The organism is Actinomadura harenae, assembly GCF_003696215.1.
In the GTDB taxonomy this organism is placed as follows: Bacteria; Actinomycetota; Actinomycetes; order Streptosporangiales; family Streptosporangiaceae; genus Spirillospora; species Spirillospora harenae.
The window spans coordinates 1-25,587 of record NZ_RFFG01000109.1 but is presented as its reverse complement, the minus strand read 5'-3'; the positions used below and the strand labels follow the sequence as shown (position 1 = coordinate 25,587).

23 protein-coding genes are annotated in these 25,587 nt (G+C 71.0%); 11 read left to right on the top strand and 12 right to left on the bottom strand.

Annotated elements, in window-relative coordinates; genetic code table 11:
* Window positions 1-136: 136 nt before the first annotated feature.
* Complete coding sequence (locus tag EBO15_RS36180) at window positions 137-574, bottom strand: ribonuclease domain-containing protein (RefSeq protein WP_199745019.1); 438 nt, start codon at window positions 572-574, stop codon at window positions 137-139.
* A gap of 265 nt (window positions 575-839) precedes the next feature.
* Here EBO15_RS36180 and EBO15_RS36175 point away from each other — a divergent pair, with 265 nt between their 5' ends.
* Window positions 840-2,282 carry a beta-N-acetylhexosaminidase gene (locus tag EBO15_RS36175; protein ID WP_233616675.1) on the top strand — a complete coding sequence of 481 codons (1,443 nt, stop codon included), beginning with the start codon at window positions 840-842 and terminating at the stop codon, window positions 2,280-2,282.
* On the opposite strand, the gene EBO15_RS36170 is transcribed toward EBO15_RS36175, so the two are convergent.
* Window positions 2,279-3,634, bottom strand: coding sequence for a carboxypeptidase-like regulatory domain-containing protein (locus EBO15_RS36170; protein ID WP_122198981.1), 1,356 nt, complete (start codon window positions 3,632-3,634; stop codon window positions 2,279-2,281). The genes EBO15_RS36175 and EBO15_RS36170 overlap by 4 nt on opposite strands.
* Window positions 3,635-3,890: 256 nt before the next feature.
* Between EBO15_RS36170 and EBO15_RS36165 the strand changes: the two genes are divergently transcribed.
* On the top strand, window positions 3,891-4,664 hold the full coding sequence (locus tag EBO15_RS36165) for a DUF6585 family protein (protein WP_122198980.1): 774 nt from the start codon (window positions 3,891-3,893) through the stop codon (window positions 4,662-4,664).
* Window positions 4,665-4,847: 183 nt separating this feature from the next.
* On the opposite strand, the gene EBO15_RS36160 is transcribed toward EBO15_RS36165, so the two are convergent.
* Complete coding sequence (locus EBO15_RS36160; RefSeq protein ID WP_122198979.1) at window positions 4,848-5,498, bottom strand: hypothetical protein; 651 nt, start codon at window positions 5,496-5,498, stop codon at window positions 4,848-4,850.
* A 124-nt stretch (window positions 5,499-5,622) separates the two neighbouring features.
* Between EBO15_RS36160 and EBO15_RS36155 the strand changes: the two genes are divergently transcribed.
* Window positions 5,623-6,513, top strand: a complete 891-nt coding sequence (locus EBO15_RS36155; RefSeq protein WP_122198978.1) for a LysR family transcriptional regulator — start codon at window positions 5,623-5,625, stop codon at window positions 6,511-6,513.
* A 94-nt stretch (window positions 6,514-6,607) separates the two neighbouring features.
* Window positions 6,608-7,984 (top strand): MFS transporter, encoded by a 1,377-nt coding sequence (locus EBO15_RS36150; RefSeq protein ID WP_122198977.1) that lies wholly within the window; start codon window positions 6,608-6,610, stop codon window positions 7,982-7,984.
* On the opposite strand, the gene EBO15_RS36145 is transcribed toward EBO15_RS36150, so the two are convergent.
* Entirely contained in the window at window positions 7,973-8,377 is a 405-nt protein-coding gene (locus tag EBO15_RS36145; RefSeq protein WP_122198976.1) for a MerR family transcriptional regulator, read from the bottom strand. The two genes, EBO15_RS36150 and EBO15_RS36145, sit on opposite strands and share 12 nt — an antisense overlap.
* A gap of 28 nt (window positions 8,378-8,405) precedes the next feature.
* Between EBO15_RS36145 and EBO15_RS36140 the strand changes: the two genes are divergently transcribed.
* Window positions 8,406-9,143, top strand: a complete 738-nt coding sequence (locus tag EBO15_RS36140) for a methyltransferase domain-containing protein (RefSeq protein ID WP_199745018.1) — start codon at window positions 8,406-8,408, stop codon at window positions 9,141-9,143.
* 47 nt (window positions 9,144-9,190) lie between these two features.
* Here EBO15_RS36140 and EBO15_RS36135 read toward each other — a convergent pair whose 3' ends face one another.
* Entirely contained in the window at window positions 9,191-9,661 is a 471-nt protein-coding gene (locus tag EBO15_RS36135) for a nuclear transport factor 2 family protein (RefSeq protein WP_122198974.1), read from the bottom strand.
* Window positions 9,662-9,853: 192 nt separating this feature from the next.
* Here EBO15_RS36135 and EBO15_RS36130 point away from each other — a divergent pair, with 192 nt between their 5' ends.
* Window positions 9,854-10,483 (top strand): TetR/AcrR family transcriptional regulator, encoded by a 630-nt coding sequence (locus tag EBO15_RS36130; protein ID WP_233616673.1) that lies wholly within the window; start codon window positions 9,854-9,856, stop codon window positions 10,481-10,483.
* A 166-nt stretch (window positions 10,484-10,649) separates the two neighbouring features.
* Here the strand turns inward: EBO15_RS36130 and EBO15_RS36125 are convergent, their stop codons facing one another.
* Complete coding sequence (locus EBO15_RS36125; protein ID WP_122198972.1) at window positions 10,650-11,528, bottom strand: helix-turn-helix domain-containing protein; 879 nt, start codon at window positions 11,526-11,528, stop codon at window positions 10,650-10,652.
* Between the two features lie 150 nt (window positions 11,529-11,678).
* Between EBO15_RS36125 and EBO15_RS36120 the strand changes: the two genes are divergently transcribed.
* Window positions 11,679-13,154: an MFS transporter gene (locus EBO15_RS36120; RefSeq protein WP_199745017.1), complete on the top strand. Its 1,476-nt coding sequence runs from the start codon at window positions 11,679-11,681 to the stop codon at window positions 13,152-13,154.
* Here the strand turns inward: EBO15_RS36120 and EBO15_RS36115 are convergent.
* Window positions 13,147-14,199 carry a LysR family transcriptional regulator gene (locus EBO15_RS36115; RefSeq protein WP_122198971.1) on the bottom strand — a complete coding sequence of 351 codons (1,053 nt, stop codon included), beginning with the start codon at window positions 14,197-14,199 and terminating at the stop codon, window positions 13,147-13,149. The genes EBO15_RS36120 and EBO15_RS36115 overlap by 8 nt on opposite strands.
* Before the next feature lie 94 nt (window positions 14,200-14,293).
* On the opposite strand from EBO15_RS36115, the gene EBO15_RS36110 reads away from it, so the two are divergent.
* Both EBO15_RS36110 and EBO15_RS36105 read left to right on the top strand, forming a co-directional pair.
* Window positions 14,294-15,196, top strand: coding sequence for an NmrA family NAD(P)-binding protein (locus EBO15_RS36110; protein WP_122198970.1), 903 nt, complete (start codon window positions 14,294-14,296; stop codon window positions 15,194-15,196).
* A 40-nt stretch (window positions 15,197-15,236) separates the two neighbouring features.
* Window positions 15,237-15,554, top strand: a complete 318-nt coding sequence (locus EBO15_RS36105) for a DUF6191 domain-containing protein (RefSeq protein ID WP_147481816.1) — start codon at window positions 15,237-15,239, stop codon at window positions 15,552-15,554.
* A 28-nt stretch (window positions 15,555-15,582) separates the two neighbouring features.
* Here the strand turns inward: EBO15_RS36105 and EBO15_RS36100 are convergent, their stop codons facing one another.
* The 3 genes from EBO15_RS36100 to EBO15_RS36090 all read right to left on the bottom strand — a co-directional run bounded on the left by EBO15_RS36100 (window position 15,583) and on the right by EBO15_RS36090 (window position 18,436).
* Complete coding sequence (locus EBO15_RS36100; RefSeq protein ID WP_122198968.1) at window positions 15,583-16,965, bottom strand: RNA polymerase sigma factor; 1,383 nt, start codon at window positions 16,963-16,965, stop codon at window positions 15,583-15,585.
* A 97-nt stretch (window positions 16,966-17,062) separates the two neighbouring features.
* The gene (locus tag EBO15_RS36095; RefSeq protein ID WP_122198967.1) at window positions 17,063-17,482 is read right to left on the bottom strand and encodes a YciI family protein; all 420 of its coding nucleotides are present in this window, start codon (window positions 17,480-17,482) and stop codon (window positions 17,063-17,065) included.
* Between the two features lie 147 nt (window positions 17,483-17,629).
* The gene (locus tag EBO15_RS36090; RefSeq protein WP_233616672.1) at window positions 17,630-18,436 is read right to left on the bottom strand and encodes a TetR/AcrR family transcriptional regulator; all 807 of its coding nucleotides are present in this window, start codon (window positions 18,434-18,436) and stop codon (window positions 17,630-17,632) included.
* Window positions 18,437-19,018: 582 nt separating this feature from the next.
* Between EBO15_RS36090 and EBO15_RS36085 the strand changes: the two genes are divergently transcribed.
* Together EBO15_RS36085 and EBO15_RS36080 are read left to right on the top strand one after the other, a co-directional pair.
* A complete protein-coding gene (locus tag EBO15_RS36085; protein WP_199745016.1) occupies window positions 19,019-20,470 on the top strand; it encodes a DUF2201 family putative metallopeptidase in 1,452 nt (483 codons plus the stop codon).
* 17 nt (window positions 20,471-20,487) lie between these two features.
* The gene (locus tag EBO15_RS36080) at window positions 20,488-22,380 is read left to right on the top strand and encodes an ATP-binding protein (RefSeq protein WP_233616671.1); all 1,893 of its coding nucleotides are present in this window, start codon (window positions 20,488-20,490) and stop codon (window positions 22,378-22,380) included.
* On the opposite strand, the gene EBO15_RS45525 is transcribed toward EBO15_RS36080, so the two are convergent.
* Together EBO15_RS45525 and EBO15_RS36070 are read right to left on the bottom strand one after the other, a co-directional pair.
* Window positions 22,377-24,293: a hypothetical protein gene (locus EBO15_RS45525; RefSeq protein WP_199745015.1), complete on the bottom strand. Its 1,917-nt coding sequence runs from the start codon at window positions 24,291-24,293 to the stop codon at window positions 22,377-22,379. The two genes, EBO15_RS36080 and EBO15_RS45525, sit on opposite strands and share 4 nt — an antisense overlap.
* A complete protein-coding gene (locus EBO15_RS36070; protein ID WP_147481815.1) occupies window positions 24,290-25,207 on the bottom strand; it encodes a leucine-rich repeat domain-containing protein in 918 nt (305 codons plus the stop codon). The genes EBO15_RS45525 and EBO15_RS36070 overlap by 4 nt, the downstream gene beginning before the upstream one ends.
* Window positions 25,208-25,587: the final 380 nt, after the last annotated feature.

The window sequence follows — 25,587 nt, the reverse complement described above, 5'->3', positions numbered from 1 at the left end:
CCGCCACCCGCCACCTCCCCAGACTCGATCCCGACGGGATCGAGTCTGGACACAGAACCCGCCCGAACCCGGCAAGCCCGACGGCGTGTCACCCAACCCGGTGATCATTTCCGGTCAGCGCACTAGCGCTCAGACTTCACTTGCTGAGCAGGTAGAAGTTCGCGTAGTGGTCGGGCGAGAAGTAGACCTTGCCCGTGCTGCTGTGGACGATCCGGTAGGCGTCCCGGGCCGCGCCCTTGGCCCGCGAGTAGACGTCGTACTCGTGGTAGGACACGCCGCTCGGCAGCTGGCCCTCGCGGTTCTGGAACACGCCGCCGGTGTAGTTGTAGCGGCCGTCCGGCCACGCGTACCAGCCGCTGCTCGACGGCCAGCCCTTCGACGCCCAGGTCGCCGCCGCGCTGCTGCCGTCCGCGCACGTCGACATCGTGCAGGTCTGGTAGACGGACGCGTTCGCGGCCGGAACGCTGACCGCGGCGCCCGTCACGGACGCGGCGGCGACGACGGTGACGACGGCGCGTCTGGTCCAGGACGCGCGGGCCGTCCGGGGGTTCTGCTTCTTGGCGAACTGCTTCACGGGGCCTCCTTGGCGAGGGGACGAACACCGTTATGTTCACCAACGACGGGCGTCCGAAATATGGCAAGAGTGGCCAAAATCCCGTGCGCCGCGCGCCGTCCACCCGTCCGTCCCGCGCCGGACACCCGCCCGTCGCCCGCCCATTTCGCCCTGTGACGAGGGATTGCTTCCGGTTTGGAGGGGCGTGGGGGCGGAGAGGATCGTCCACGTGACGATCTTGAACCTGGTGCCCCGTCCCGCCCGGATCTCGCCCGGCGCCGAGCCCGTGCCGTTCAGCGGGACGGTCCGGACCCGCGTCGACGACACCCTGCCGCCCGAGGGATACCGCCTCACGGTCGGCGCGGACGGCACCGTCGAGATCGCCGGCGGCGACGACGCGGGCGTGTTCTGGGGACGCCAGACCCTCCGCCAGCTGCTCGGCCCGGACGCCCACCGCCAAGCCGGATCCGACGCGCCCCGCGAGCTGCCCCAAGTCGTCATCGAGGACGCGCCGCGCTTCCGCTGGCGCGGCTTCATGCTGGACATCGCGCGCCACTTCACCCCCAAGAACGGCATCCTCCGGTACGTCGACCTGATCGCCGCGCACAAGCTGAACGTCCTGCACCTGCACCTGACCGACGACCAGGGCTGGCGCATCGAGATCAAGCGGTACCCGAAGCTCACGGAGGTCGGATCGTCCCGCCGGAGGACGCGGATCGGCCTCGCCGAACCGGAGCTGTGGGACGAGCGCGCGCACGGCGGATTCCTCACCCAGGACGACCTCCGCGAGATCGTCGCCTACGCGGCCGAACGGCACATCACGGTCGTCCCGGAGATCGACCTGCCCGGTCACATGCAGGCCGCGATCGCCGCGTACCCGGAGCTGGGCAACACCGACGTCACCGACACGGCCTCGCTCGGAGTGAAGACGGACTGGGGGGTCAACCCGCACGTCCTCAACGCCGACGAGGAGACGCTGCGGTTCCTCGAGGGCGTCCTGGAGGAGGTGCTCGAGATCTTCCCGAGCCGGTTCGTCCACGTCGGCGGCGACGAATGCCCCAAGGACGAGTGGAAGGCGTCACCGTCCGCGCAGGCCCGCATCCGGGAACTCGGCGTGGGCGACGAGGACGGACTGCAATCGTGGATCATCCAGCACTTCGACCGCTGGCTCACCGAACGCGGCCGTCGCCTAGTCGGCTGGGACGAGATCCTCGAAGGCGGTCTCGCCGAAGGGGCCGCCGTAATGAGTTGGCGCGGACGCGAAGGTGGCGTCACCGCCGCCATGGCGGGCCACGACGTCATCATGAGCCCGACCCAAGAGGTCTATCTCGACCACAGGCAGAGTGACCATCCGGACGAGCCGGTCGCGTTCGGCTGGGTGCAGTCGCTTAGGGACGTGTACGAATTCGAGCCCGTCGCACCGGAACTCACCGGAACCGAGCAGGCACACCACGTCCTGGGCGCGCAGGCCAACATGTGGACGGAGCACACCGAAAGCCAGCAGCGGATCGACTACATGGTCTTCCCGCGCCTCAGCGCGTTCGCCGAGGCGGTCTGGTCGCCGTCCGAGGGGCGCGACTACGACGACTTCGAGCGCCGCATGCGCGAGGAGCACTACGCCCGGCTGGACGCCATGGGCGTGGACTACAGGAGGCCGGGTGGGCCGCGGCCGTATCAGACACGGCCCGGCGTCCCCGGCCTCCCTTACACGTCACCCAAATACGCTTAGCCGCGCCAAGGGCGGACGTCCACGATCGGCGCGGGACCCGACCGCTGCCCCGGCGACGGGACGGCGTAGGTGTTCACGTACCGGTCATTGGGCGTGCCCGCCGCCCAGGTGTCGCTCGTGCCCGCGAAGACCGCCGCGAAGTAGCCGTCGCCATAGGCGCGGACCTTCGCGCTGTAGTGGCCCTTGCGGTCCGTCTTCACCCACTTGACGTGGTACCAGGTCTTCTTGCCCTTGAAGCGGAAGATGATCCGGACGCTCTGCCCGCCGAACGCGGCGTACCCGTTCTTGGACGTGTTCCAGCGGGACAGGTACCCGGAGACGGTGATGTACTTGTTCTTCTTGATCGACGTCTTGGAGGCGTTCAGCTTCGTCATCTTCGTCGACCAGCGCCACAGCTTCTTGGAGGGCGACACCGACGGCGCGAAGTTCGCGTCGCCGAGGAACCGCGACCGCCAGTAGCCCGAGTAGTAGACGCGCAGCGACGTCTTGTACCCGCTGCCGTAGTCCGCGAAGGTCTTCACGGTCTTCCAGCCGGTCGTGCCGTTGGCGGAGTACTCCAGGACGACCTTGCGGTTGTAGATCTGCCCGCCGCCGGACGGCGAGTTCAGGTTCGTCCAGGCGGTGATCTGGCCGTAGGCGTCCATGGTGGCGGAGAAGGCGAGCTTTCCTGCGTACCGGACGGTGGTGTGGCCGAGGGTGACCCGCTTGCCCTTGTAGAGGCCGGCCGGGCTGGTGTCGACGTAGAACGTCCCGCTGCAGTTCGGCTTGACGGACGTGCTGAACTTGCCGTCCGCGCCGACCGTGAGCGTCTGCGGGGCCATCGCGGGCGCGGTGCAGTCGCCGTCCGGGGTCTGCCCGATGACGGCCTTGCCGCCGGGGACGGCCGTCCCGTTGTAGGTGACGGCGCCGCTCAGGGTCAGCGACTGGCCCTCGTCCAGGGTGGACTTGTCGGCGTTCATGACCGCGTCGGTCTGCCCGCGGGTGATCGCGACGGTCACCTGCCCGGACGTGAGGCCGAGCGACGGAACGCTCGCGGCGACGACGACCGAGTCGGACGTGCCGTTGGGCGACAGGGTCGCGGTGTAGTTGCCGTCGGCGTCGGTGCTGCCGGCGGTGACGTCGCCCTGGCCGGCCGGAGCGGTCAGCTCGACGGCGGTCCCGGCGGCGACGGGCGCGCCGTCGGTGCCGGTGACCTTGCCGGTGATGGTGGCGGTCGGGTGCTCGGGGTCGACCGAGGCGGGGGCCGCGGCGATGGTGACCGTGCCCGTCCCGTCGTCGGCGAACGCCGGCAGGGTGGCCAGGGTGCCGAGCAGCAGCGTGCTCGTCACACCGACCGTGGCGATGCGAAGCAAGGGGTGTTCCCTCCGCGTCGGGTGTGAAGAAGGTGAAGAACGTTCAGCGGAAGCAGAGCGTACGTGCGTGTGGGGTGTGGAGAAGTGTGTGTGAAAGGGCGACGCGCGAGGGGACGTTCTGGTTGACGCCGGACATAGATTCGTGATCAGTCGGGCATACCGGCCACCTCATTCTTGCCAGACAATATCGTCTGTTAGAGACTCGCCAGCAACCGGGGCGAACCCGGCGGGCCGACGACCCCTGGGGGCGAGCACGGTGACCGAGCAGCAGATCGGCGAGCACGCGGCGCACGCGGACCTCGGTGCCCACCGCGCCGCCTACCCGTCGATCGCGGGCGCCCAGTCACGGCACGCGAACCGCGTCGGCATCGCCGCGCTCGTCATGCTCGCCCTGTGCGTGCTGTGCCTCGCCACCGGCTACCCGGCCCTGATGTTCGTCCTCGCCGTTCCATTCCTGATCTTCGCGTACGCGTACTTCCGCTACTCCACGATGGCCGGACGCAACGAGGGCGCGCGACTCGACCTCTTCGAACGCGGCCTCACGTCAGCGTTCGGGGGAGGCGTCCGGGCCGTGCGGTACGACAACACGAACGTGCTGCAGAACATCGTCCGGTACACGCGCTATGGCCAGACCACGCGCATCACCTACGCGTACACGCTGACCGACACGGCCGGCCGGCAGGTGACGCTGAGCGGCGGCTTCGCCCATCCGGAACAGTGGGGCCCGGCCATCCAGCAGGCCGTCACGGACGCGCAGCTCCCGATGGCCGTCACGCGCCTGCGCGCGGGCGAGCGCCTCGACTTCGGACCACTGTGGCTCACCCCGACCGCGGTCGGCTCCGGCACCAAGTCCGTCTCCTGGACCGAGGTGGACGACGTGAAGGTCAACAGCGGCGTCGTCTCCCTGCGCGTCACCGGGAAGTGGCTGTCGCTGTCGACGACGTCCGTCAGCCGCATCCCGAACTTCTTCGTCTTCCTCGCCCTGGCCGACCACCTCCGCACCAACGCCCAAGCCCGTCCCAACCCCTGAGACGAGCGCGCCTCGGCCTTAGAGGGGGGCGCGGCCAGGCGGACGGTCAAGACGGACCTAGGCGGTCAAGGTTGGGGTCGGGCGCTTAGTGAAGGCAAGCAGGGAAGGCCAGCAGGGAAGGCCAGCAGGGCAGGCGGTCAGCAGGGCAGGCGGTCAGAGCGGGTTCAGACGGCCGGGCGCGGGTCAGTCCACGCCACAGGGCGGGACGATGTCGCCGGCCAGGACGCCCGCGACGATCGCGCCGACCTCGGCGGCCGTCTCGTGGGACGGCGCGGGCGCGACGACACGGGTGCCGTCGCCGATGAAGTACGTGCCCGGCGTCCGGGTGGTGAGGTTCCAGGTCCACGGGCCGGGCCGGTAGGGGCCGAGGAAGCCGCCGCCCCCGGAACTCATGATCATCTGCGCGGCGGCCTCGTCCGGGCGGCCGAGCGTCACCAGCAGGGGAGCGGCGCCCGCGCGCGGCAGGCTCACATAGCCGACCTCGGCGCGGCAGACGGCCATCACCGGCCCCTCGACCGGCGTCAGCTCGGCGTCCAGGTGGACCGACGCCTGCCAGACCACGGTGTCCAGCAGCTTGACCGGCTCGACGTCCTCGTCCACGTAGAGGCACTCGCGGGTGAACCGCTCGGCGCAGGCCCGGAGGATCCGCGCGGGCAGGGGCCCTGACCAGCGCGTGTACGGATCGTAGACGCCATGCTCGAACAGCACCTCCTCCATGTCGTACAGCACGTGCGCGGCGGCGCCGATCACCGAGTGCGTGTAGAGCGACGTGCGGTCCGCGCGGGCCACTTCGAGGATCTCGTCCCGGGCGGGACTCAGCGTCTCGTCGTACATGGCGGCTCCCTTCCGGCGTCCCAGCATCGCGGACGCGCACGCGCGCGAGGCGGGCCCCGGACCAGACCGTCCCCGCCCAGGCACGCAAATGTGGCCGCCCGGCACGGATTACCCTGATCCGGCCATGGAACTGCGTCAGCTCAGATACTTCGTCACCGTCGCCGAAGAGCTACATTTCGGACGCGCAGCCGAGCGTCTGACGATCGTTCAGTCGGCGGTGAGCCAGCAGATCGGACGGCTGGAACGGGAGCTCGGCGTCGAGCTGTTCGACCGCTCGCCCCGGCACGTCCGGCTGACCGAGGCCGGCGCCGTCTTCCTTCCCGCCGCCCGTGCCGTCCTGGACGCCGAGCGCCGCGCGGTCGACACGATCGGCGAGTACGTCGATTCACGTGAAACCGTCCTGCGCCTCGGGACGAGCCGGGGGATGGGCGACCGGCTGACCCGCGTCCTCGAGGCGCTCGCCGCGAGCGGCTACCGGGTCGAGCTGGCCGCGGTCTCCCCCGAGGAACGCCTCCGGCGCGTGGCCGAGCGCGAGCTCGACGCCGCGTTCCTCCGCGGCGTGGACGACGACCTCGGGCACGACGTCCGGATGATCCCTGTCTGGCGGGACGAGCTGATGGTGGCGCTCCCCAGCCGCCATCCGCTGGCGAGCGCGCCCACGCTGGACCTCGGCGACCTCGCCTCGCTGCCGCTCGTCCTCGTCGAGCGGCGCGCCAACCCCGCGCTCGTCGACCTGGTCACCCGGGCGTGCCAGGACGCCGGATTCACCCCGGTTCCGGGGCCGCCGCACAGCACCCTCCAGGACACCCTCGCGTCGCTGGCCGCGGGCACCGACGGATGGACGGTCCTCTACGCGTCCGCCGCCGACCAGGTCCGCACCACCCGGGTCGCGTTCCGGCCCGTCCGGCCGCCGCTGTCGCTCCCGGCCATGCTGGTCGTCCCGCCGAACACGCCCTCGCGCACCGAGGCCCTCCTCGCCGCCTGCCGAGTCCAGGACCACGATCTCGGATCGTGATCGCTGCGCGCGCAGAGTGCCCCTGGTTCGGGACGGACCGGAGGAGTGAAGTGGAGACCGTTCCACTCCCCTTCTCACCAGGAGCTTCACGGTCATGTCCCTGAGCATCGGCATATCCGGCGAGGCCGTCGCGGCCCCGGTACGTCCTCCACGGCGGACGACGTTCCGGTTCGCCGGGATCGCGGCGGGCAACTTCATGATCGCGCTGGACGCGACGATCCTGAACGTGGCGCTGCCCGACATGCGCTCCGACCTCCACGCCCCCGCGGCCGCGCTGCCCTGGGCCGTGGACGCCTACACGGTCGTCCTCGCCGGTCTGATGCTGGCGTCCGGCTCGATCGCGGACCGCTGGGGACCACGCCGCGTCTACCGCGCCGCGCTCGCCGGGTTCGCGCTGTTCTCGCTGCTCTGCGCGTTCGCGCCGGACGTGACGGTCCTGATCGCCGGGCGCGCCCTCCTCGGGGTGCCCGCGGCCGGGCTGGTGCCCGCGTCGATGGCGCTGCTCGCCGCGCTCTTCCCCGACCCCGCCCAGCGGTCGCGGCGCATCGGCGCGTCCGTCGCGATCACCGGGATCGGCGTCGTCGGGGGACCCGTCCTCGGCGGCGCGCTGGTCGCGCTCGGCGGGTGGCGGCTGGTGTTCCTCGTGAACGTCCCGGTCGCGCTCCTGACGCTCGCGGCCTCGCGCGGACTCAGCGGACACCGCGGCGGGACGGCCGGGCCGGTCGACCGCTCCGGCATCCTCCTGTCGGTCACCGGACTCGTCGCGCTCACCTTCGGCCTCGTCGACGGCGGCACCGGCGGCTGGCTCCGGACGCGTCCGATCGCGGGCCTCGTCATCGCGGCGATCGCCATCGGCCTGCTGCCCGCCGTCCAGCGGCGCGCCGCGTCCCCGGTCCTGCCGCCCGCGCTGATGGCGCTGGGCCGCGTCCGCGTCGACCTGATCGTGGGCGTGATGTCGCAGTTCGTCTACTACGGGCTCCTGTTCGCGCTGACGCAGTGGATGGTCGACGGGAAGGGCCTGTCGCCGGTCCAGGCGGGTGCCGCGTTCCTGCCGATGACCGTGCCCGTCCTGTTCGTCCCGCTCCTGACCGGCCGTTACGTCGTCCGCTTCGGCGCGCGCCGCGTGATGCAGGCCGGGATGGCGCTCGACCTCGCGGGCGGGATCCTGCTGGCCGCGGGCGGCGACTCCCTGTGGACGATCATCCTGGTGCAGGTCCTCGTCGGAGTCGGAAGCCCGCTGGCCATCCCGTCCTGCATCGCCGACATGTCCGCGGCCGTGCCCCTCGCGCTCGCCGGGACCGGCCAGGGCGCCCTCAACGCCGCCCGCCAGACCGGAACCGCCCTCGGTGTCGCCGTCTTCGGGACGCTCGCCACCCTCTCCTCCACGGGCGCCGTCCTCGCCGTGGGCGCCGCCGTCACCCTCGCCCTCATCTCCCGGACCGCCTCGGCGAAACAGGGGTCAGCTCTCTGAACTCCCCCGCTCGGCGAGCACCTCCTGGAAATGGGCGCACCGCGTAACGTCCTCATGCCCGCACCCGAGGGCGCATTCGAGCAGCCTGAGGGACTTCTGAGCTGCGGCGATGCGCGTGCGAAGCGCCTCCGCCTCAGCACGCAGGACGGTCCGTCTCCGTGCCGGTTCGGCGATCAGCACGCGGATCGTGTCCAGTGAGAGGCCCGCCTCCTTGGCACGCAGGATGACGGCGACGCGCGTGGCGTCGGCCTCGGCGTAGCGGCGGCGCCCGGCGGTGTCCCGCGCCGGATCCAGCAGCCCCTCCGCCTCCCAATGCCGCAGGACATGGGTGGCGAGCCCGAAACGTCCGGCGATCCCACCGATGGTCGTCCGCTCCGGACGGCTTGACTTCATGTCGACATTAAGTCGCAGCCTTACCCGCATGATCAAGAACCTGATCGCCGCCCTGGACGCCGCCGACGACATGCCCGAGGCCGTGCGCCTGCGCACCGCGTCCTACGACCTTCTGCACGCCGGGCCCGGATCGTCCATCGTGGACGTCGGCTGCGGCACCGGGCGCGCCGTCGCCGAACTGGCCGGACGGGGTGTCCACGCCACCGGCGTCGACCCGAACGAGCAGATGATCGCCGTGGCCCGCGACCGCGCCCCCGAGGCCGACTTCCGGATCGCGTCCGCCGAGGCCCTTCCCCTGCCGGACGCGTCGGTGAACGGCTACCGCGCGGACAAGGTCTTCCACGAACTCCCCGACCCCGCGAAGGCCCTCGCCGAAGCCCGCCGCGTCCTCACCCCCGGCGGCCGCATCGTCCTCCTGGGCCAGGACTGGGACACCTTCGTCATCGACTCGGACACACCATCGCTCACCAGGACGATCGTCCACGCGCGCGCCGACCTGGTCACGTCCCCGCGCGCCGCCCGCCGCTACCGCAACCTCCTCCTGGACGCCGGGTTCCACGACGTCCGGTCCGAGGTCCGCACCGGCGTCTTCACCGACGCGTCCCTGTCTCCGCTGCTCACCGGCCTGGCCGAGGCCGCCCGCACGACCGGTGCGATCACCGCCGCCCAAGCGGACGCCTGGATCGCCGACCAGCACGCCCGAGCCGCCACCGATCGCCTCTACCTGGCCCTCCCCATCTTCATCACCTCAGCCACGGCCCCCTGATCCCCCGGCGAAGGCCCCGACTCGCGTCCGCCAAGAAGCGGAACAGATCAGAGGCCAAGGGCGGACAGGCCGGGGTGGTCGTCGGGCCGGGACCCCTGCGGCCAGTGGAACAGGCGGTCGGACTCGGCGATGGGGAGATCGTTGATGCTGGCGTGGCGCTCCGTCATCAGCCCGTCGTCATCGAACTCCCAGTTCTCGTTGCCGTAGGAGCGGTACCACTGCCCGGACTCGTCGTGCCATTCATAGGCGAAGCGGACGGCGATCCGGACGTCGTTGTAGGCCCACAGCTCCTTGATGAGGCGGTAGTCGAGCTCGCGCTCCCACTTGCGGGTGAGGAAGGCGACGATCTCGTCCCGGCCGTTGACGAACTCGGCGCGGTTGCGCCACCGGCTCTCGAGCGAGTAGGCGAGGGCGATCCGTTCGGGCTCGCGCGTGTTCCAGGCGTTCTCGGCGGACCGCACCTTCTGCGCGGCCGTCTCCGCGTTGAACGGCGGCACGGGCATGCGTCGCTCCGTCATGACGTCTCCTCCCATCCCGGCGAGAACGACCGTTCTCGCCATCAGCGGATACAGTACGAGAACGATGGTTCTCACACCAGAGGAAGCGCCGTGACCGACACCACCACTCCCCGCCCCCCGGCCCCTCACGAACCACTCCCCGTCCCGACTCCAGCCCCCATGCCGCCAGGTGCCGCAGTCGGACGTGACGCAGTGGCAGGGCCACTTCAGGGAGAGAGGCACTCCCTGGAGGGCGGCCTTGGTGGCGACGCGGTTCGAGAGCGGGTGCTGGACGCGGCCGAGCGACTGTTCTACGGCCAGGGGATCCAGGCCGTCGGCATGGACGCCGTCCGGACGGCGTCCGGAGTGACCCTGCGGCGGCTCTACCAGCTGTTCCCGTCCAAGTCGGCGCTGGTCGAGGCGTATCTGGCCCGCCGGGACGAGCGTTGGCGTGACGCGCTCGCCCGGTACGTCGAGGCGACCGAGGGCACTCCGCAGGAGCGGGTGCTGGCCGTGTTCGACTGGCTGGCCCGATGGTTCACCGAGGACGACTTCCGTGGCTGCGCCTTCGTCAACTCGTTCGGCGAGCTGGGCGCGACATCACCCGTGGTGGCGTCCGCCGCCCGCCACCACAAGGACGCCTTCCGCGCCTATGTCGCGGGCCTCACGGAGGCCGCCGGTGCCCCGCCGGCGACCGGTTCCCACATCGCGCTGCTCGCCGAAGGCGCCATCGTCACCGCGGCCGTCTCGGCCTTCCCCGCCCCCGCCGAGGACGCCGGGCAGGCCGCGCGGATCCTGCTCGCCACGACGGCGTCACCGTCCACAGATCACCTCCCGTCCTGAACGCCGACCACCCTCGACGCTACGCCGGACGCCCTCGAACGGCATCGTCATCCACAGCCTGTGGATAACTTCTGTGCACAGCCGGTGAGCTCGAAAAAGGTCCCTGTATCACCACTGTCTCCCCATCGTCATCCCCAGGTTTTCCACGGACCGGCCCGGAGATCAATCACCGGCGCCGTTCGAGATCGCGGACGGTCGCCGACGGACGCCCCAGCAGGCGCAGGGCGGCCTGGCTGGGCGATCCCGGCTCAGCCGTCCACGTGACGATCCGCTGGTCGGGCTCGTCCGGGAGCTGGAGCGGCAACTGCGCGAGCGTCAGCGGACCTACCAGCGGGTGGTGGAAGTCCTTCACGGTCGGCCCGCACTCCTTCACCATGTGGGACGACCAGGCCGACGCGAACCGCGGGCTCTTCAGCGTCAGCTCGCCCACCAGGGAGGCGATGCGCGGGTCGTCCGGGTACCGCCCCGCGGCCATCCGCAGGTGCGCGACGACCTCCTCGACCTTGCCGTCCCAGTCGACGAACAGCTCACGCATGTGCGGATCGAGGATCACCATCCGGGACATGTTCGGACGATCCGCCGGACGCGCCGGAGCGTCGGCGTCCAGGTGCCCGCCGAACATCGCGTGCCCGAGGGGGTTCCAGGCCAGGATGTCCGTGAACCGGCCCATGACCATCATCGCCGCGTCCGGCGTGGCCTCCAGGAGTTGCTCGACGGCCGGGTGCAGCCGTTCGCGCGGGGTGCGCCGCCGGGCCGCCGGGCGCGTGCCCGCACTGTTCAGCGACCGGAGGTGGAGGCGCTCGGGCTCGTCCAGGCGCAGCGCGTCCGCGAGCGCCGCGAGCACCCCGTCGGACGCGTTCCGGCTCTGCCCCTGCTCGAGCCGCGTGTAGTACTGAACGCTGACCCCCGCGAGCTGGGCCAGCTCTTCGCGCCGCAGCCCGGGGACGCGCCGGCGCGTCCCGTAGCTGATCAGGCCGACATCCTCCGGGGTCAGCCTCGCGCGCCGCGACTTGAGGAACGTGCCGAGATCGGTGTCCAGCTCCATGATGTCCAGTATGTCCGGACCGAGGGGCGGGATCCTGTCCCTGCCGGTGGTACCAATCGGCGGGTTCTGGGCAGTCCGAAAGCGACGCGGCAGATTCGTCGGCGACCGGCGGGACCGTCCCCCGGCCCGAGCCCAGACGAAGGACCCGCCATGTCCGTCCAGACCGACCCTCCGGACGCCGCGACCGCCGCTACCGCCACCGATGCCGGGGGCTCGCCACCCGCGCCCGGCCGGATGTCCACCCGCCAGAGACTCGTGCTGACGCTGCTGCTGGGCGCGCAGTTCATGCTGGCGGTCGACTTCTCCATCCTCAACGTCGCGCTCCCCGACATCGGCCACGCGCTCGGCCTGTCGCTCGGCGGACTCCAGTGGATCGCCACCGCGTTCGCGCTGCCCGCGGCCGGGTTCACGCTGCTTTTCGGACGTGTCGCCGACCTTTTCGGACGCCGTCGCATGTTCATGGCCGGACTGCTCCTGCTCATGATCGGCTCACTGGCCGGCGGCCTCTCGAACGGCCAGGCCATGCTGCTGACCGGCCGCGTCCTGCAGGGACTCGCGACCGCGCTCGCCACCCCTGCCGCGCTCTCGCTGCTCACCACCTCCTTTCCGGAGGGCCCGCTACGCCGCCGCGCCCTCGGCCTGAACGGCGCGCTCATGGCCGCCGGGTTCGCCGCCGGGGCGCTGTTCGGCGGCGTCCTCACCCAGGGCCTGAGCTGGCGCTGGACGTTCCTGGTGAACGCGCCGGTCGCGGCCGTGCTGCTCGTCGCCGCGCCCGTCCTGCTCGCCGCCGACCGGGAACGCTCGCGGGTCCGCCTGGACGTCCCGGGCGCGATCACGGTGACGGGCGGCCTGCTCAGCCTGGTGTACGGGGTGACGCAGGCGGGCCACGTGGGCTGGAGCGACCCGGTCGCGCTCATCGCGATCGGCGCCGGCGTCCTGCTGCTCGCCCTTTTCGGTCTCGTCGAAACCCGCGCCGCCGAACCGCTGGCGTCGATGCGCGTCCTCACCAGGCGGACGGTCGGCTGGGGCAACCTCGGCGGCTTCACCGTCTTCGCGATGGAGACCGCGATGGTCTTCCTGCTGACGATCTACCTGCAGAACGTCCTGGGGTACTCGGCGCTGGTCACCGGCCTGGTCTTCGGCGTCCCCGGGGTCACCGCGGCGATCGCGGGCGTCGTCGGGCCGCGCCTGATCGGACGCATCGGAGCGCACACCAGCCTGGTGCTCGGCCTGGCGGTCCAGGCGATCTCGAACCTGGCGCTGCTCGCGCTCGGCACCGACCGCGGCACCGGCCTGACACTCGTCCTCGTGACCAGCGCGATCGGCTTCTTCGGCCACGTCTACGGGATCGTCGCGTTCACCGTCACCGCCACGTCCGGCCTGCCGGACGACGAACAGGGCCTCGCCACCGGGCTCACGACGATGTCCCAGCAGATCGCGTTCACCCTCGGCATCCCGGTGATCGGCGCCGTCGCCGCCGCCCGCACCGGCTCCTCGACCGCCGCGTCCGATCTGCTCTCGGGCATGCGCCTGGCCATCGGCGTGGACGTCGCGCTGACCGTCCTCGTCGTCGTCCTGATCGCGTTCTTCCTGCTCCGCGCCCCGCGCCGGACGCCTGTCAGCTGACCCCGGCGTCCGTCGCGCGTCGTCCACCCGTCGCGCGTCGTCCACCCGTCGCGCGTCGTCCACCCGTCGCGCGTCGCCCGTCCGTCGCGCGTCGCCCGTCCGCCGGAGGCCGCTCGGCCGGCGCCTCGGCGGACGGCGGAGCGCTCACGGACCCGAAGGCCGCCTGAGCGGCGCGGACGAACGCCGCCGTCGCCGGAGAGCGCGCGTCGCGCGGCCAGGCGACCGACAGGACGGCGGGCTCCACGTCCACCACCGGGATGTACGCCAGCTCGGCGCGCGGATACACGCGCGTCACCCATTCGGGCAGCAGGCAGACGACGCAGCCCAGCTCCACGAGCCGGAAGACCTGCGTCAGATCGGACACCGGCGGACGGGGTTCGGCGACCAGTCCCCGTCCCTCCGCCAGCGCCCGCCGGCCATCGATCGCGGGTGGCGTCTCGCCCGGGACGGCGGGCGACCCGTCCGGCAGGAGGCGCCCCGACAGATCGGCGAGTTCCAGGGTCGTGCGCGCGGCCAGCGGATCGTCCGCCGCGAGAACGGCCATCCGGGGCTCGGTTCGCAGGGGCTCGGCGTCCAGGCCGCGGCCGTCGAACGGGCTGAGCACCAGGGCGACGTCGGCGAGCCCGTCACGAAGCGCCTGCGGCTGCTCGCCACGTCCGCCCCACACCAGCTCCACCGGGAGCGCCGCGTCCTCCTGCTGGTAGGCGGCCAGGATCGCGGACAGCATTCCGCCGTCGATGTCAGCCTTGAGCGCGAGCCGAAGCCGAGGCTCTGGCCGTCCAGCGTGACGGGCCCGGCGAGCGGCCGCGCCTACGGATTCGAGGACGGTCTGGGCGTCCCGCAACAGAACCTCACCAGCGGGCGTCAGCGAGACGCTCCGCGTGGTGCGTTCCAGCAGTGTGACCCCCACCTGACGTTCGAGCTCGCGGATGGCCCGGGACAACGGCGGTTGCGCCATCCCCAGGCGCTCGGCGGCGCGGCCGAAGTGAAGCTCCTCCGCGACCGCGACGAAGTACCGGAGTTGCCGCACCTCCAGATCACTCATATCGGGAGGGTATCAATCGCGATCGAACCGGTCCTTCAGCTTCGGCGGGACCAAGGGTTGGCTGATCGGTGCATCCCCCATCGGAGGTTCACCAATGATCGTCATCACGGCGCCCACCGGCCAGATCGGCCGCCAGATCCTCGAAACCCTGCTCGACACGAACGCCAACGAGAACGGGGTCACGCCGCCCATCCGCGTCATCGCCCGCGACCCCGCCCGCCTCCCCGCGCGCGTGCGTGAGGAGACCGAGGTCATCCAGGGCTCGAACAACGAGAAGGACGTCCTCTCCAAGGCGCTCACCGGCGCCGACAGCGTCTTCTGGCTCGTCCCACCGGACCCCTCCGCGCCGAGCGTCGAGGACCGTTTCCTCGAGTTCACCCGCCCGTTCTGCGAGGTCATCGCCGAGACCGGCGTCCAGCGCGTCGTGGGCGTCTCCACGCTCGGACGCGGAGTCGCCAAGAACGCCGGCCACATCTCCGCGAACCTCGACATGGACGCGATGATCGAGGCGACCGGCGTCCACTACCGCGCCCTCGAACTGCCCGGATTCATGGAGAACATGCTGCGGAGCATCCCGGCCCTGAAGGCCGCGGGCCTGTTCAGCTCGCCGGTCACGCCGGACCGCAGGGAGCCCGCCGTCGCCACCCGCGACATCGCCGCCGTCGCCGCGCGCCTCCTGCTCGACCCCACGTGGGAAGGCCAGGAGGGCGTTCGGATCCTCGGCCCCGAGGACCTCTCCGCCGACGACATGGCCCGCGTCATGTCGGACGTCCTGGACCGCCCGATCCGCTTCCAGCCGGTGACGTCCGAGGAGTACAAGGCCACCATGATGCGCTTCGGCCTGAGCGAGGCGTGGGCGCAGGGCCTGGTCGACATGATGCGGGCCATCGACGAGGACCGCATCTACCACGCGCGGCCGCGCACGCCCGAGGACGGCAGCCCGACCTCGTTCCGCCAGTGGTGCGAGGACGTCCTGAAGCCCGCGATCCAGAACTAGTCGGACGCAACCAGGAGAGTGCCGCGCTCGTTGGTCAAGCGTGGCACTCGTAGCGTTCATGTCGGTCCCCGGGCTTCTGCTCGGGCTGATCGTGTTCTCCGTCCTCGACCATCTGGGCTGGTGGGCGCACCGCCGGTTCCGTCTCCCCTGGCGGCGGGACGACACCGGGCGCCCCGTCTCCTCGGTCGCCGTCGGCGAGCTCAGCGCGTTCTTCCAGGGCACGCACCGGAACCAGATCGACCAGCGCGCCTCGTCGCTCATGATGCGGGACGACGAGACCGACGGCGCTCCTCCGCGCACCCGCATCGACCTCAACAACGGATCCGCCGTCATCCGGCTGCCACCGGAAGAACGCTGACAACCCGCCGCCGACCTGCGGCAACGCCTCAGCCGAGAGCGTCGAGCTTGCGCTGCAGAAGCTCGCGGTCGCGGTCGTTCGCGCAGAGTTTCACGGCGAGTTCGAGATCGGCGCGGGCCTCGTCGACGCGTCCGAGGCGCGTCAGCAGCTCGCCCCGGACGCTCGGCAGCAGGTGCGAGTTCTCCAGCGTCCCGGCCGTGACCAGGTCGTCCACGATCGGGAGGGCGGCGGCCGGGCCGCGCGCCATCGACACCGCGACCGCCCGGTTCAGCGCGACGACCGGGGACGGCGCGAGCCGCCCGAGCGCCTCGTAGATCTGGACGATCCGCTCCCAGTCCGTCGCCTCGACCGACGGCGCGACCGCGTGGCGTTCGGCGATGGCGGCCTGCAGCCCGTAGGCGCCGAATCCGCGGCCGAGCCGCTCGGCGCGGGCGAGGGCGGCGCGTCCGCGGCGGATCGCGGCCTGGTCCCAGAGGCCCCGGTCCTGCTGTTCGAGCAGCACCGGGGCGCCGTCCGGGGCGGTGCGGGCCGGGAACCGGGCGGCGGTCAGTTCGAGCAGGGCCAGCAGGCCGTGCACCTCCGGTTCGTCCGGGAGCAGGCGGCTCAGCACGCGCGCGAGCCGCAGCGCCTCCGCCGCCAGGTCGAACCGGATCACCTCGTCGCCCGAGCTCGCCGACGACCCCTCGGTGAAGATCACGTAGAGGACGCTGAGCACCGAGCCGAGCCGCGCGGCCCGCTCGTCCGCCGCCGGCTGCGCGAACGGCACCCCGGCCGCCGCGAGGGTCTTCTTCGCGCGGGTGATCCGCGCCTGGACGGTCGCGGTCGGCGCGAGCACGGCGCGCGCGATCTCGTCGCTGGTCAGACCGCCGACGACGCGCAGCGTCAGCGCCACCCGCGCCTCCCGCGACAGGACGGGGTGGCACGCGACGAACATCAGCGCGAGGACGTCGTCGTCGATCTGGTCCGGGTCCCACAGCACCGCGTCGGCGTCCCGGACGGGATCGACGGGAGCCGCCCCCGCCGCGGCGCCGCCCTCGCCCAGCTCGTGGGCCAGGGTGGCGTACCGGTCGTCCAGGGCGGAGCGGCGGCGGAACGCGTCGATCGCGCGCCGCCGTCCGACCGTCAGCAGCCATCCGGCGGGGCTGCGCGGCACGCCGTCGCGCGGCCAGCTCACCAGCGCCTCGGCCAGCGCCTCCTGCGCGAGGTCCTCGGCGAGCGCGAAGTCCCCGGTGTAGCGGGCGAGCGCGCCGACGATCCGCGCGGACTCGATCCGCCAGACCGCCGCCACGGCCTCGCGTCCGGCCCTGCCGGAGGCCCCGGCGCCGGGGCCTCCGTGGGCCGCCAGGGCGTTCCCGGCGAGGGTCGCCGCGATGTCCCCGGACGCGAGCCCCGCCGCCGCCCACTCGTCCATCGCCACTCCGCTCCCGGATGCGGCGTTCCCGGATGCAGTGTTCCGGGACCCGCCGTCATCGGGAGCGGACAAGGGGCGGCCGGCGGAATCGGTCATCTCAGAGCTGCCCCGTGGACTCGCGCCACTCGCGCTCCTTGCGGACCCACTCGTTGTCCTGCGGGAACTCGTCGATCGTGGTGACGCGGCGGATCTCGGTCTTGAAGCCCGCGCCGGTCAGCGGCGACCGCTTGGCCCACTCGACGGCCTCCTCCTTGGACGCCACGTTGAGGATGTAGAAGCCGCCGAACAGCTCCTTCGTCTCCCCGTACGGGCCGTCGGTGACGATCGGCGGCTCGGCCGAGTAGTCCACGACGACGCTCTCGGACGCGTCGGCGAGGCCCTCGGCGGCGAGCAGCACGCCCGCCCTGATCAGCTCCTCGTTGTACCGGCCGACGGTCTCCAGCATCTTGCCGAAGTCGACGTCCGCCATGCTCGCGTAGCCCTCGTCGGTGGCGCGCATGATCATCATGTACTTCATGGTTCTGTCTCCCCTGTCCGTTTCCGAGCCTAGGTCCAGCCCTTCACACCTAGGTCGAACGGGGGCGGCCCCGGATCGACACGTCCGCGAAAATTTCTTCGGGAGACTTCCTCGAACGTCCTTGCCGCAGGTCACACGGGCTGCGGGCTACCGATCCCCGTACGACTCCAGGCCGCGCAGGATGAGCTCGAGACCGAACTCGAAGCGGTCCTCGCCGTCCGCCGCCTCAGGCGACAGCATCGGCCCGACGTGCCGCACGGTCGCCGGGAACCGGTCCGCGGGCAGCGCCTGGAAGAACTCCTGTACCTGGCCGAGGAAGCCGCTCATGTACTCCTCCTCCGACAGCCCGCTCGCGCGCCGCCGGATGAGGTGCAGCGACCCCTCGTACGAATCCGCGTTGACGTACAGGAACAGGCGCTCGACGCCCCAGACGACGACGTTCGGCGGGATCCCCGCGGCGAGCAGGGTGCTCAGCAGCCACTCGTTGACGCGCAGCGAGTTCACCCCGGTCGGGATGGCGCCGAGCGCCACGCGCGCGATGTCGGAATGCGCGGACATCACCTTGTGGACGGCGTACGCGACCTCCTTGACCTGCTCGCGCCAGCGCGCCGGATCCGGCTCGGGGAGCGCGATCTCCCCGCAGATCCGGTCGAACATGATGTCGAGCAGTTCCTCCTTGTTGGAGACGTGCGCGTAGAGCGAGGCCGGTCCGGTGTCGAGCTCCTGCGCGACGCGGCGCATGCTGAGGCCGTCGAGGCCCTCGGCGTCCAGGATCCGGATCGCGGTCTCGACGATGAGGTCCTGGCTGAGCGGCTGCTTCGCCCGGCCGGACGCCGCGCCCTTGCGCTGCCCGCGCCATCCGGGCACCGGGAGGGACGCGCCCGGGGCGTCCCCGCTCGCGGCCGCCGCGGCCCTGGCCCGGGGCCTGGACCCGGAGTCCTCCCGACTCGCCACGCGCGTCCTCCCTCGTCCGGACGGCCGCGACCGGCCGCCCGCGAACATCGTACTGGGCGACGAATGCCGTACCCGATACGAACATCGATCGAGGTAGGAACGGCGTTCGCAACGCCTACGAGGAACGGAGACGAGAAACCGAGGCCGACCGACCCGGCCTGGAAGGGGAGGGGGAGGGGGTTCCACGCGACCGGAGCGGAATCCGCTCGGCCGCGTGGGGTTCCCCCGACATCCGCCTCATGCTCGACAACACCCCCGCGTCCCTCACCCCCCAGATTGGGATCGCTGGTGACGGAGCCGCCCGGCGGACGTGTCCGAGGCTAGCGGCATCCCCGGCGGCGGGTTGCCCCTTCCCGCCCCACCTGCGCCGAACGGCCCTCCACAGTCGACGAACGGTCATCCACGGCACACCGGACCGATGCCGTCCGTCGATCCGGGGGACGGTCCCGCGAAACGGTGGCAACGTCCAAGAAATCACCTGAAAGCAGGCCGATTCCGAACGAATCAACCCGCGAGGTTTTGTCGGATCGGGCCGCTAACGTTCCTGCTGTCGGTACAGGACGAATCACGTTGGGACACCGCATGGCGGACGGCGAGTCGACCAGGAACCTCGCCCCGATCAAGGGGCGCGAGGATTCCCGCCTGTCGGATCTCCGCCGCCTCATGGCGGAGGAGCCGGCCGATCCGGACGTCGTGGAGAAGGCGCGGAAGGCCAAAGAGGCCGCACTGCTCGACTTCGGCATCGGGCAGAGCACGGTCGCGTCATGGCTGTACTCCAAGTGCCACCACCACATCGCGACCACCGCGATCCCCACGGCGGCGGTGATCGCCACCGGCGACGGCACCTGCGCCCTGCTCTACAACCCGTACTTCTTCCTCGAACTCGACCAGGAAGGCGTCAAGTTCGTCCTGTTCCACGAGGCGCGGCACCTCATGCACCGGCACCTCTACGTGGACGAGGTGCTGCGCAGCGACCCGAGGTTCACGCTCGCCGCCGAGGTCGCGATCAACCACGTCGCGCTGCTGAGGCTCCACCGGCCGTCCCTGCCGACCGTCCCGGGCGAGAACGGCGGACCACCCGAACCGGTGGGCATCGACCCCCGCAAGATCCACGACCAGTACAAGGACGACCTGCGCGCGCAGGGCCTCACGCCGGTCACCTACGACGAGTTCGTCCACACCGACCTCACGGTGTACGGCGAGCTGCGCCGCATGAAGACCCTCCAACGGCCCAGGCTCGCCTTCTGCGCCCACGGCGGCGAGGGCGGCGCCCTCGGGCAGGGCGTCACGCTCGACGACGAGACCGTCGGGGAGATCGGCGACGCGGTGCTCCGCGAGGTCGTCCAGGCCGCTCTGCGCGGCAACCGGGCCGCCCGCGACGAGATCCTCGACCTGGCCGACCGCTCCACCGACGGCGGCGAGCGGATCACGCGGATGTGGGGCGGCCTCGGCCTGGACAAACTGCGCGGCACCACCCCGGTCACCCGGCGCGTCGACTGGTGGCAGCGCTGGCTGGTCGACGTCCTCGCCTCGAAGCTCGAGGAGAGCGAGCGCCTCATCTACCCGAAGAAGCACGGCGCGATCCTGCTGGCCCTCGGCCACGACCCGATGCTGACCCGGCGCGGGCCGGAACGGAAGAAGGTCGTGCTGGTCGCGTTCGACACGTCCGGGTCGATGCCCGACTCGGTCGTCGCATGGCTGACGACGCTGGTCGGGCAGACCGACGGCGTCGAGGCCCACTGGCTCAGCTTCGACGGTGTCGTCATGCCGTTCGTCCCCGGTGAGCGGGTGTACGGCGGAGGCGGCACCGACTTCCAGAACGTCGTCGACTACGCGGAGGGCCGCCTCAAGGTCGCCGGCAGGCGCCTCGAGACCGAGCCCGACGCGATCATCATGGTGACCGACGGCTACGCGTCGCACGTCACCCCGCGCGAACCCGACCGGTGGATCTGGCTGATCACCGACGGCGGCGACGACTGGCCCGAACGCCACCATCCCCCCATGGCCTGCCACCGGGTCACGTCCGAACGATGACCGAGGAGAACAGACCCGTGCCCACCGCGCCGGCGCAGAGCCGTCCCCCGCGAGCCGACCAGGGCGAACGGCGGTGGCGCCCCACCGCCACCTTCCCGGACCCGCCCGAGACCGGCGGTCCGGCCGCGCGACTCGAGAAGTTCATCGACGCGATGATCGAGACCGGCCAGACCGGGCAGATCTTCGGCGAGCACGGCATCGGCAAGACCTCCACGTTCGTCTCCTACATCCCGGCCCGCTTCCCCGGCACCGAGCTGGTCGTCGTCCCCGCCGCGAACCTCACCCCGGACGATCTGCTGGTCAACGCGCCCGTCCGCGACGAGCGCAGCGGCGAGCTCGCGCTCCGCCAGCTCGTCATGCGGCAGCTCGTCCCGGGACGGCCGTTCGTCCTGCTCATCGACGACTCGCTGCAGGCGGGCAGCACGGTGCAGTCGCAGCTCATGCAGATCGCCTGCGACTGGAGCCTCGGCGAGTACGACCTGCGCGAGCTCGGCTGCGTCGGCGTCTTCCTCACCGACAACGAGTCGACGGCCGAGACCAGCGCGCGCCGCTCCGACCTGGCGATCCTCGACCGGATGGTCACGCTCCGGCTGTCCGCGAACGACACCGCCTGGCGGCGGGCGCTGGCCGAGCGCTACCCCGACTGGGACCTGCACGAAGTGTTCCGGCAGTGGGCCTCCCTCAGCCCCCACCTACGGCACCTGTTCTCGCCGCGCACCCTGCAACACGTCCTCGACTGCGCACGCGCCGGATTCCCACTCGCCTGGGGGCTGCCGCTACTGAACGGCACCCGGCTGGCCCTCGTCGACCAGCGGAAGGACGGCGAGCCTGGACGCGACCACACGTCCGAACTGCTCGACGGCATCGCCAAGGCGGTCGGCGTGAGCAACCCGTCCACCGTGTCCGACCCGGTCCGCCGCATCCTGCGCGCCGCGATGCAGAACCGCTGGGCCGTCCTGCTGCAGGGCCCGCCCGGATGCGGCAAGACGGAGATCACCAAGCAGATCGCCCGGGAGGAGACGGGCCGCCCGCCGGTCTACTTCTCCCTGCCGGTCACCAACGTCGAGGACCTGTGCGTCCCCGTGCCCACACCCGAGGGCGCGCTCGACGCGCTGCTCACCCGCTCCCTGCTCGACCCGGCCCCCAAGGTGCTGGTCTGGGACGAGTACAACCGGCCGAAGGACAAGGCGACCTTCGCCAAGCTCATGGAGGTCACGCAGGAGTGGACGCTCGCCGGACGCCGCATCCCCAACCTCCGCGCCCAGGTCGCCTTGCAGAACCCGCCCTACCACCTGGGCCGCAAAATGCTGGTGAGCAGCAACAACGTCGCGCAGGCCACCCGGTTCACGGTCAGCTACGAGGTGCATCCGGACGACATCCCGGCCAACGAGTGGCTGATCTCGACGTACGGCGAGACGGCCGAGACCGTCCTCGAATGGTGGAAGAACGACATCGACGACGAGGGCCGCGACTGGGTCACCAAGCGCACCCTCGAGCGGCTGATCAAGCTGCACCGGGTGGACCTGCCGCTCCAGTCGGGCCTGATCTACCTCGGTGAGGGCGAGTTCGCGCCGGTACCGCTGACCGCTCTGGAGGCCCGGCTCACCGGCCTGCGCAAGACCGGCCTCGCCGAGATCGCGGACGACCTGGACGGCTGGGAGGCCCGGCTGGCCACCGCGGCCGAGACGTCCACCGAGGGCACCGACGACACCGACCTGGTGCACCAGGTCTTCTCCAACGCCGAGGTGTCCCAGCTGGAGCGGAACCTCGACGCGGTGGCCCGCCTGCTCCGGCACCTTCCCCCGAAGCTGCGGGCCACCTACCTCGTCGGGCAGACACCGGAACGGCAGCGGTTCTGGGTGGCGGCCCTGGGCCGGATGGCCGAGCTCGCCACCGCCGACCGCCCCTAGAGCGCCGGCCTCACCTGAGGCCGCTCGCCCTCCCCTTCGTCATCCTCGCCCTCGTCCTCGCCCTCTTCATCCTCGTCGTCCTCGTCCCACTCGTCGTCCGCGTCCTCGTCGTCGAGCTCCCAGTCCTCGTCGAGGTAGAGGTCCTCCTCCTCGATCTCCCGGATCATGGGGACGTCCACCGTGGACTGCTCGTGCTCGACCGTCCAGGAGTTGCGGAAGAAGTCGAACCGCAGGTGGAAGTGGTCGGCGGTCTCGGTGAACAGGATCGGCGGGACGAGGAGGTCGAGCGTCCCGACGGCGGTCGCGGTGGAGACGAAGTCCTCCGCGTCGAAGGCGGGACCGTCACACGACGCGAAATTCACCGGCGTCATCGCCTTCTCGCTGAGGACGTGGATGAGATTGCCCTCGACCACGAACCGGTCGGGCGCGAAGACGACCTCCTCACCGAGCAGCAGGATCGGCGCCGGCATGACCTTCGCCTTCGCCTCCCCCTGAAGCCGGGCGTAGTGGGTGACGGCGCTCTCCATGCGCGTCGCGTCGTAGTTCCCCGGGGGACCCGTGTGGAACGAGCAGCAGGGCTCGCTGTGCTCGTTCGCCTCCTCCGGCTCGGGGAACAGGAGGGACTTGTCGAACGCCACGACGGCCGACTCGCTGCGCCGCTCCGCCAGGAACCCCGGGACCCACGCGGCGTCCTCGGCCTCGATGGCCTCCGACTCGCACAGGTCCCGGAACGCGGTGTCGCCGATCTTGCAGTTGAAGTAGTCGAGCAGAGTGATCGCGGCGCACTCGGCCGCCGTGACGTCGTCGCCCTTGGCGAACCAGAAGTCGTAGCCGTTCGCGACGAACTCCACCCCGCGGAACCGCTTGTGGACGAACGCCCCATCGCCCGCCCCGGTCGGCGCGAGCCCGTTCCAGTGCGCCGCGGCGACCTGGTCGTAATAGGCGTCGGCGTGCCGCGCGAGCTCGGGGGCGAAGACGCTCTCGCCGGTCAGGTAGGTCGCCTTGCTGAACAGCGCGCCGATCTCCGGGTCGTTCCCGAGCCCGGCCTCACCGAAGACCAGCTCGGTGCGCAGGAAGATCTTCTGCCCGTCCCGGTAGGGCGCGCCCTCGTGCTCGTACCGCTGGTCGAAGACGACGCAGGTCAACGTGGGAATCTCGGTGAGCGATCCGCCCCCGGTGAGGTCGAGGACAGGCTGCCCCTCGCCCGACCCGCCGGTCAGGTACAGCAGGACGGTGTACCGCGACACGTGCTTACGCGCCGCGTCCCGGTACGGCGTATCGCGGTGACGATGGAAATTGGCGTCCCCCGGCTCGAAGCGGTTGCACCGGAACACCGGGTTCACGTGCGAGAACCCGTCCATGGCCGCCTCGGGCATCGCCTGCGCCATCGCGGGCGCGAGGGCCTCGGCCAGGAGCGCCGAATGGAAGACGAAACGCTCGCCGCCACGCGACCCCGCGTTCAGAGGCGGGACGTACAGATTCAGCGAGTCCAGCCCCTCGAGCGCAGCGCGGGTCGCGTCCGGAAGACGCATCGAGAACGAGTACGCGCCCTCGGCGAACTCCTCCGGGTCGTCCAACCCGAATTCCAGCGGGACGTCCATGAACAGCCGGTCGAGCGGAAGGATGTTCTCGAACGTCCGGTACGACAGCTCGTGCGGATCGGCGAAGACCGCCACCAGGTACTGCGCGTCGTCGATCGGACGGGCGAAGTACTCGCGCACCTCCTCATCGATCAGCTCGGCATCGACGAACCGCACCGCCTTGAACCGTGCCGTCGGATGCCAGGACACCGCGAGCCCGTCGACCACCGCCGCGGGCTCACAGGCCGTCGCGTCGACCTCCGCCCGATACCGTACGGCCTCCTCGTCCAAGGCCGACAGTTCGAAGAACCGATCACGCAACTCGATGCTCACGGGCACCTCCAGAGGACGCGTAGCGCGGGTGGGAGCTGGGGGGCGTGCGCGAGCAGCCTCGCGCCGTCGGTGCCGACGTCGGCGCGGTGCAGCAGCAACCGCCGGAGCGAGCCGGCGAACGGCGCGTCGAGCAGCGTCCGCACCCCCTCCGCGCCGATCTCGCAGTAACGAAGGTCGAGCTCGGTGAGGTTCTCGAAACGATGAAGCGCGGCGACACCGTCCGCCGTGATGTGGTTCCGCTGAAGATGCAGCCGCCGGACCCCGTTGAACGCCGCCGACTCGGCGAGCGCGTTCAACCCCGAGTCACCGACGAAGCAATACCGCAGGTCAAGCACCTCAAGCCGCCCTGGCGCCCCCGTCTCGCCCCGAAGCAGAGCCGAAACGGCCAGAGTCCGCGCGCCAAGCGCGCCGATACGCAGATACGACAGATCGAGCTCAGTGAGCCGCCCGACGTTCAGCGTCGCGAGCCCACCTGTCTCAACGAACGGCGCGGGCAGCGGATCCCCGTCCTCATCCCGCCCCTCCCCGTCGTCCCAGTGGTCCTCGCTCCCTTCGGGAGGCCTGACCCGCAGCCCCGTCACGAACGGCGACCGCAACACCTGCTCGATCGCCACAGGCGCGTCGTCGGACCACTCCACCGCGACCCGGGAGGCGAACCCGAACCGCCGCTCCAGCACGGTCGCCGTCGGAGGTAACCCCCCGTCCCAGTCATCCCGGTGCTTCTCCTCCAGCGCCGCGACCTCCCGGTCCAACGCCCCCCGCCGCCGAGGACTCACCCGAGCCCGCCGCCGCTCGAGCCGGATCAGCTCCCCCCGGGCGTCCCCCCGCCCACTGAGCCACTCCCCGTACACGTCCCACGAGGCCAGATCCCCAGGATCCTCCCGCAGCCTCCGCTCAACCACCTCGATTTCCACCCACGGCATCGTAGACACCCCCACCGACAAACCCCCGCGACTTACAAAATCCCCTCCAGTCGATGCCGAAGAGCCCGAAACCGCGAAACTCAGTCGTCGTCCGATGACCTCCCACAGCGCGCCTCCACCGGCCCTGTACCGGGGACAGCGTCGCGTTCACGGACATGGGAAAGGGAGGTGACCACGGAGGGGCGGACGGCCTGAGAAAGACCAAGAGCCCGGTTCGCGTGAACCGGGCTCTGAGGTGAGATTGGGTGGGCGTACCAGGACTTGAACCTGGGGCCTCATCCTTATCAGGGAAACAGAACAATGCGGCTGACCTGCACAGATAGTGACAAGTGCAGGTCAGCCGTCGCCGTTCAGAGACCTTGGGCGACGCT

What these genes read in the sequence shown, in the direction of transcription:
- EBO15_RS36085 (WP_199745016.1), top strand. Translation starts at nt 19,019, where the DNA reads ATGGCGGACGGCGAGTCGACCAGGAACCTCGCCCCGATCAAGGGGCGC.
- EBO15_RS36100 (WP_122198968.1), bottom strand. Translation starts at nt 16,965, where the DNA reads ATGGACGAGTGGGCGGCGGCGGGGCTCGCGTCCGGGGACATCGCGGCG.
- EBO15_RS36095 (WP_122198967.1), bottom strand. Translation starts at nt 17,482, where the DNA reads ATGAAGTACATGATGATCATGCGCGCCACCGACGAGGGCTACGCGAGC.
- EBO15_RS36160 (WP_122198979.1), bottom strand. Translation starts at nt 5,498, where the DNA reads ATGTACGACGAGACGCTGAGTCCCGCCCGGGACGAGATCCTCGAAGTG.
- EBO15_RS36125 (WP_122198972.1), bottom strand. Translation starts at nt 11,528, where the DNA reads ATGGAGCTGGACACCGATCTCGGCACGTTCCTCAAGTCGCGGCGCGCG.
- EBO15_RS36135 (WP_122198974.1), bottom strand. Translation starts at nt 9,661, where the DNA reads ATGACGGAGCGACGCATGCCCGTGCCGCCGTTCAACGCGGAGACGGCC.
- EBO15_RS36120 (WP_199745017.1), top strand. Translation starts at nt 11,679, where the DNA reads ATGTCCGTCCAGACCGACCCTCCGGACGCCGCGACCGCCGCTACCGCC.
- EBO15_RS36155 (WP_122198978.1), top strand. Translation starts at nt 5,623, where the DNA reads ATGGAACTGCGTCAGCTCAGATACTTCGTCACCGTCGCCGAAGAGCTA.
- EBO15_RS36110 (WP_122198970.1), top strand. Translation starts at nt 14,294, where the DNA reads ATGATCGTCATCACGGCGCCCACCGGCCAGATCGGCCGCCAGATCCTC.
- EBO15_RS36145 (WP_122198976.1), bottom strand. Translation starts at nt 8,377, where the DNA reads ATGAAGTCAAGCCGTCCGGAGCGGACGACCATCGGTGGGATCGCCGGA.
- EBO15_RS36150 (WP_122198977.1), top strand. Translation starts at nt 6,608, where the DNA reads ATGTCCCTGAGCATCGGCATATCCGGCGAGGCCGTCGCGGCCCCGGTA.
- EBO15_RS36115 (WP_122198971.1), bottom strand. Translation starts at nt 14,199, where the DNA reads ATGAGTGATCTGGAGGTGCGGCAACTCCGGTACTTCGTCGCGGTCGCG.
- EBO15_RS36140 (WP_199745018.1), top strand. Translation starts at nt 8,406, where the DNA reads ATGATCAAGAACCTGATCGCCGCCCTGGACGCCGCCGACGACATGCCC.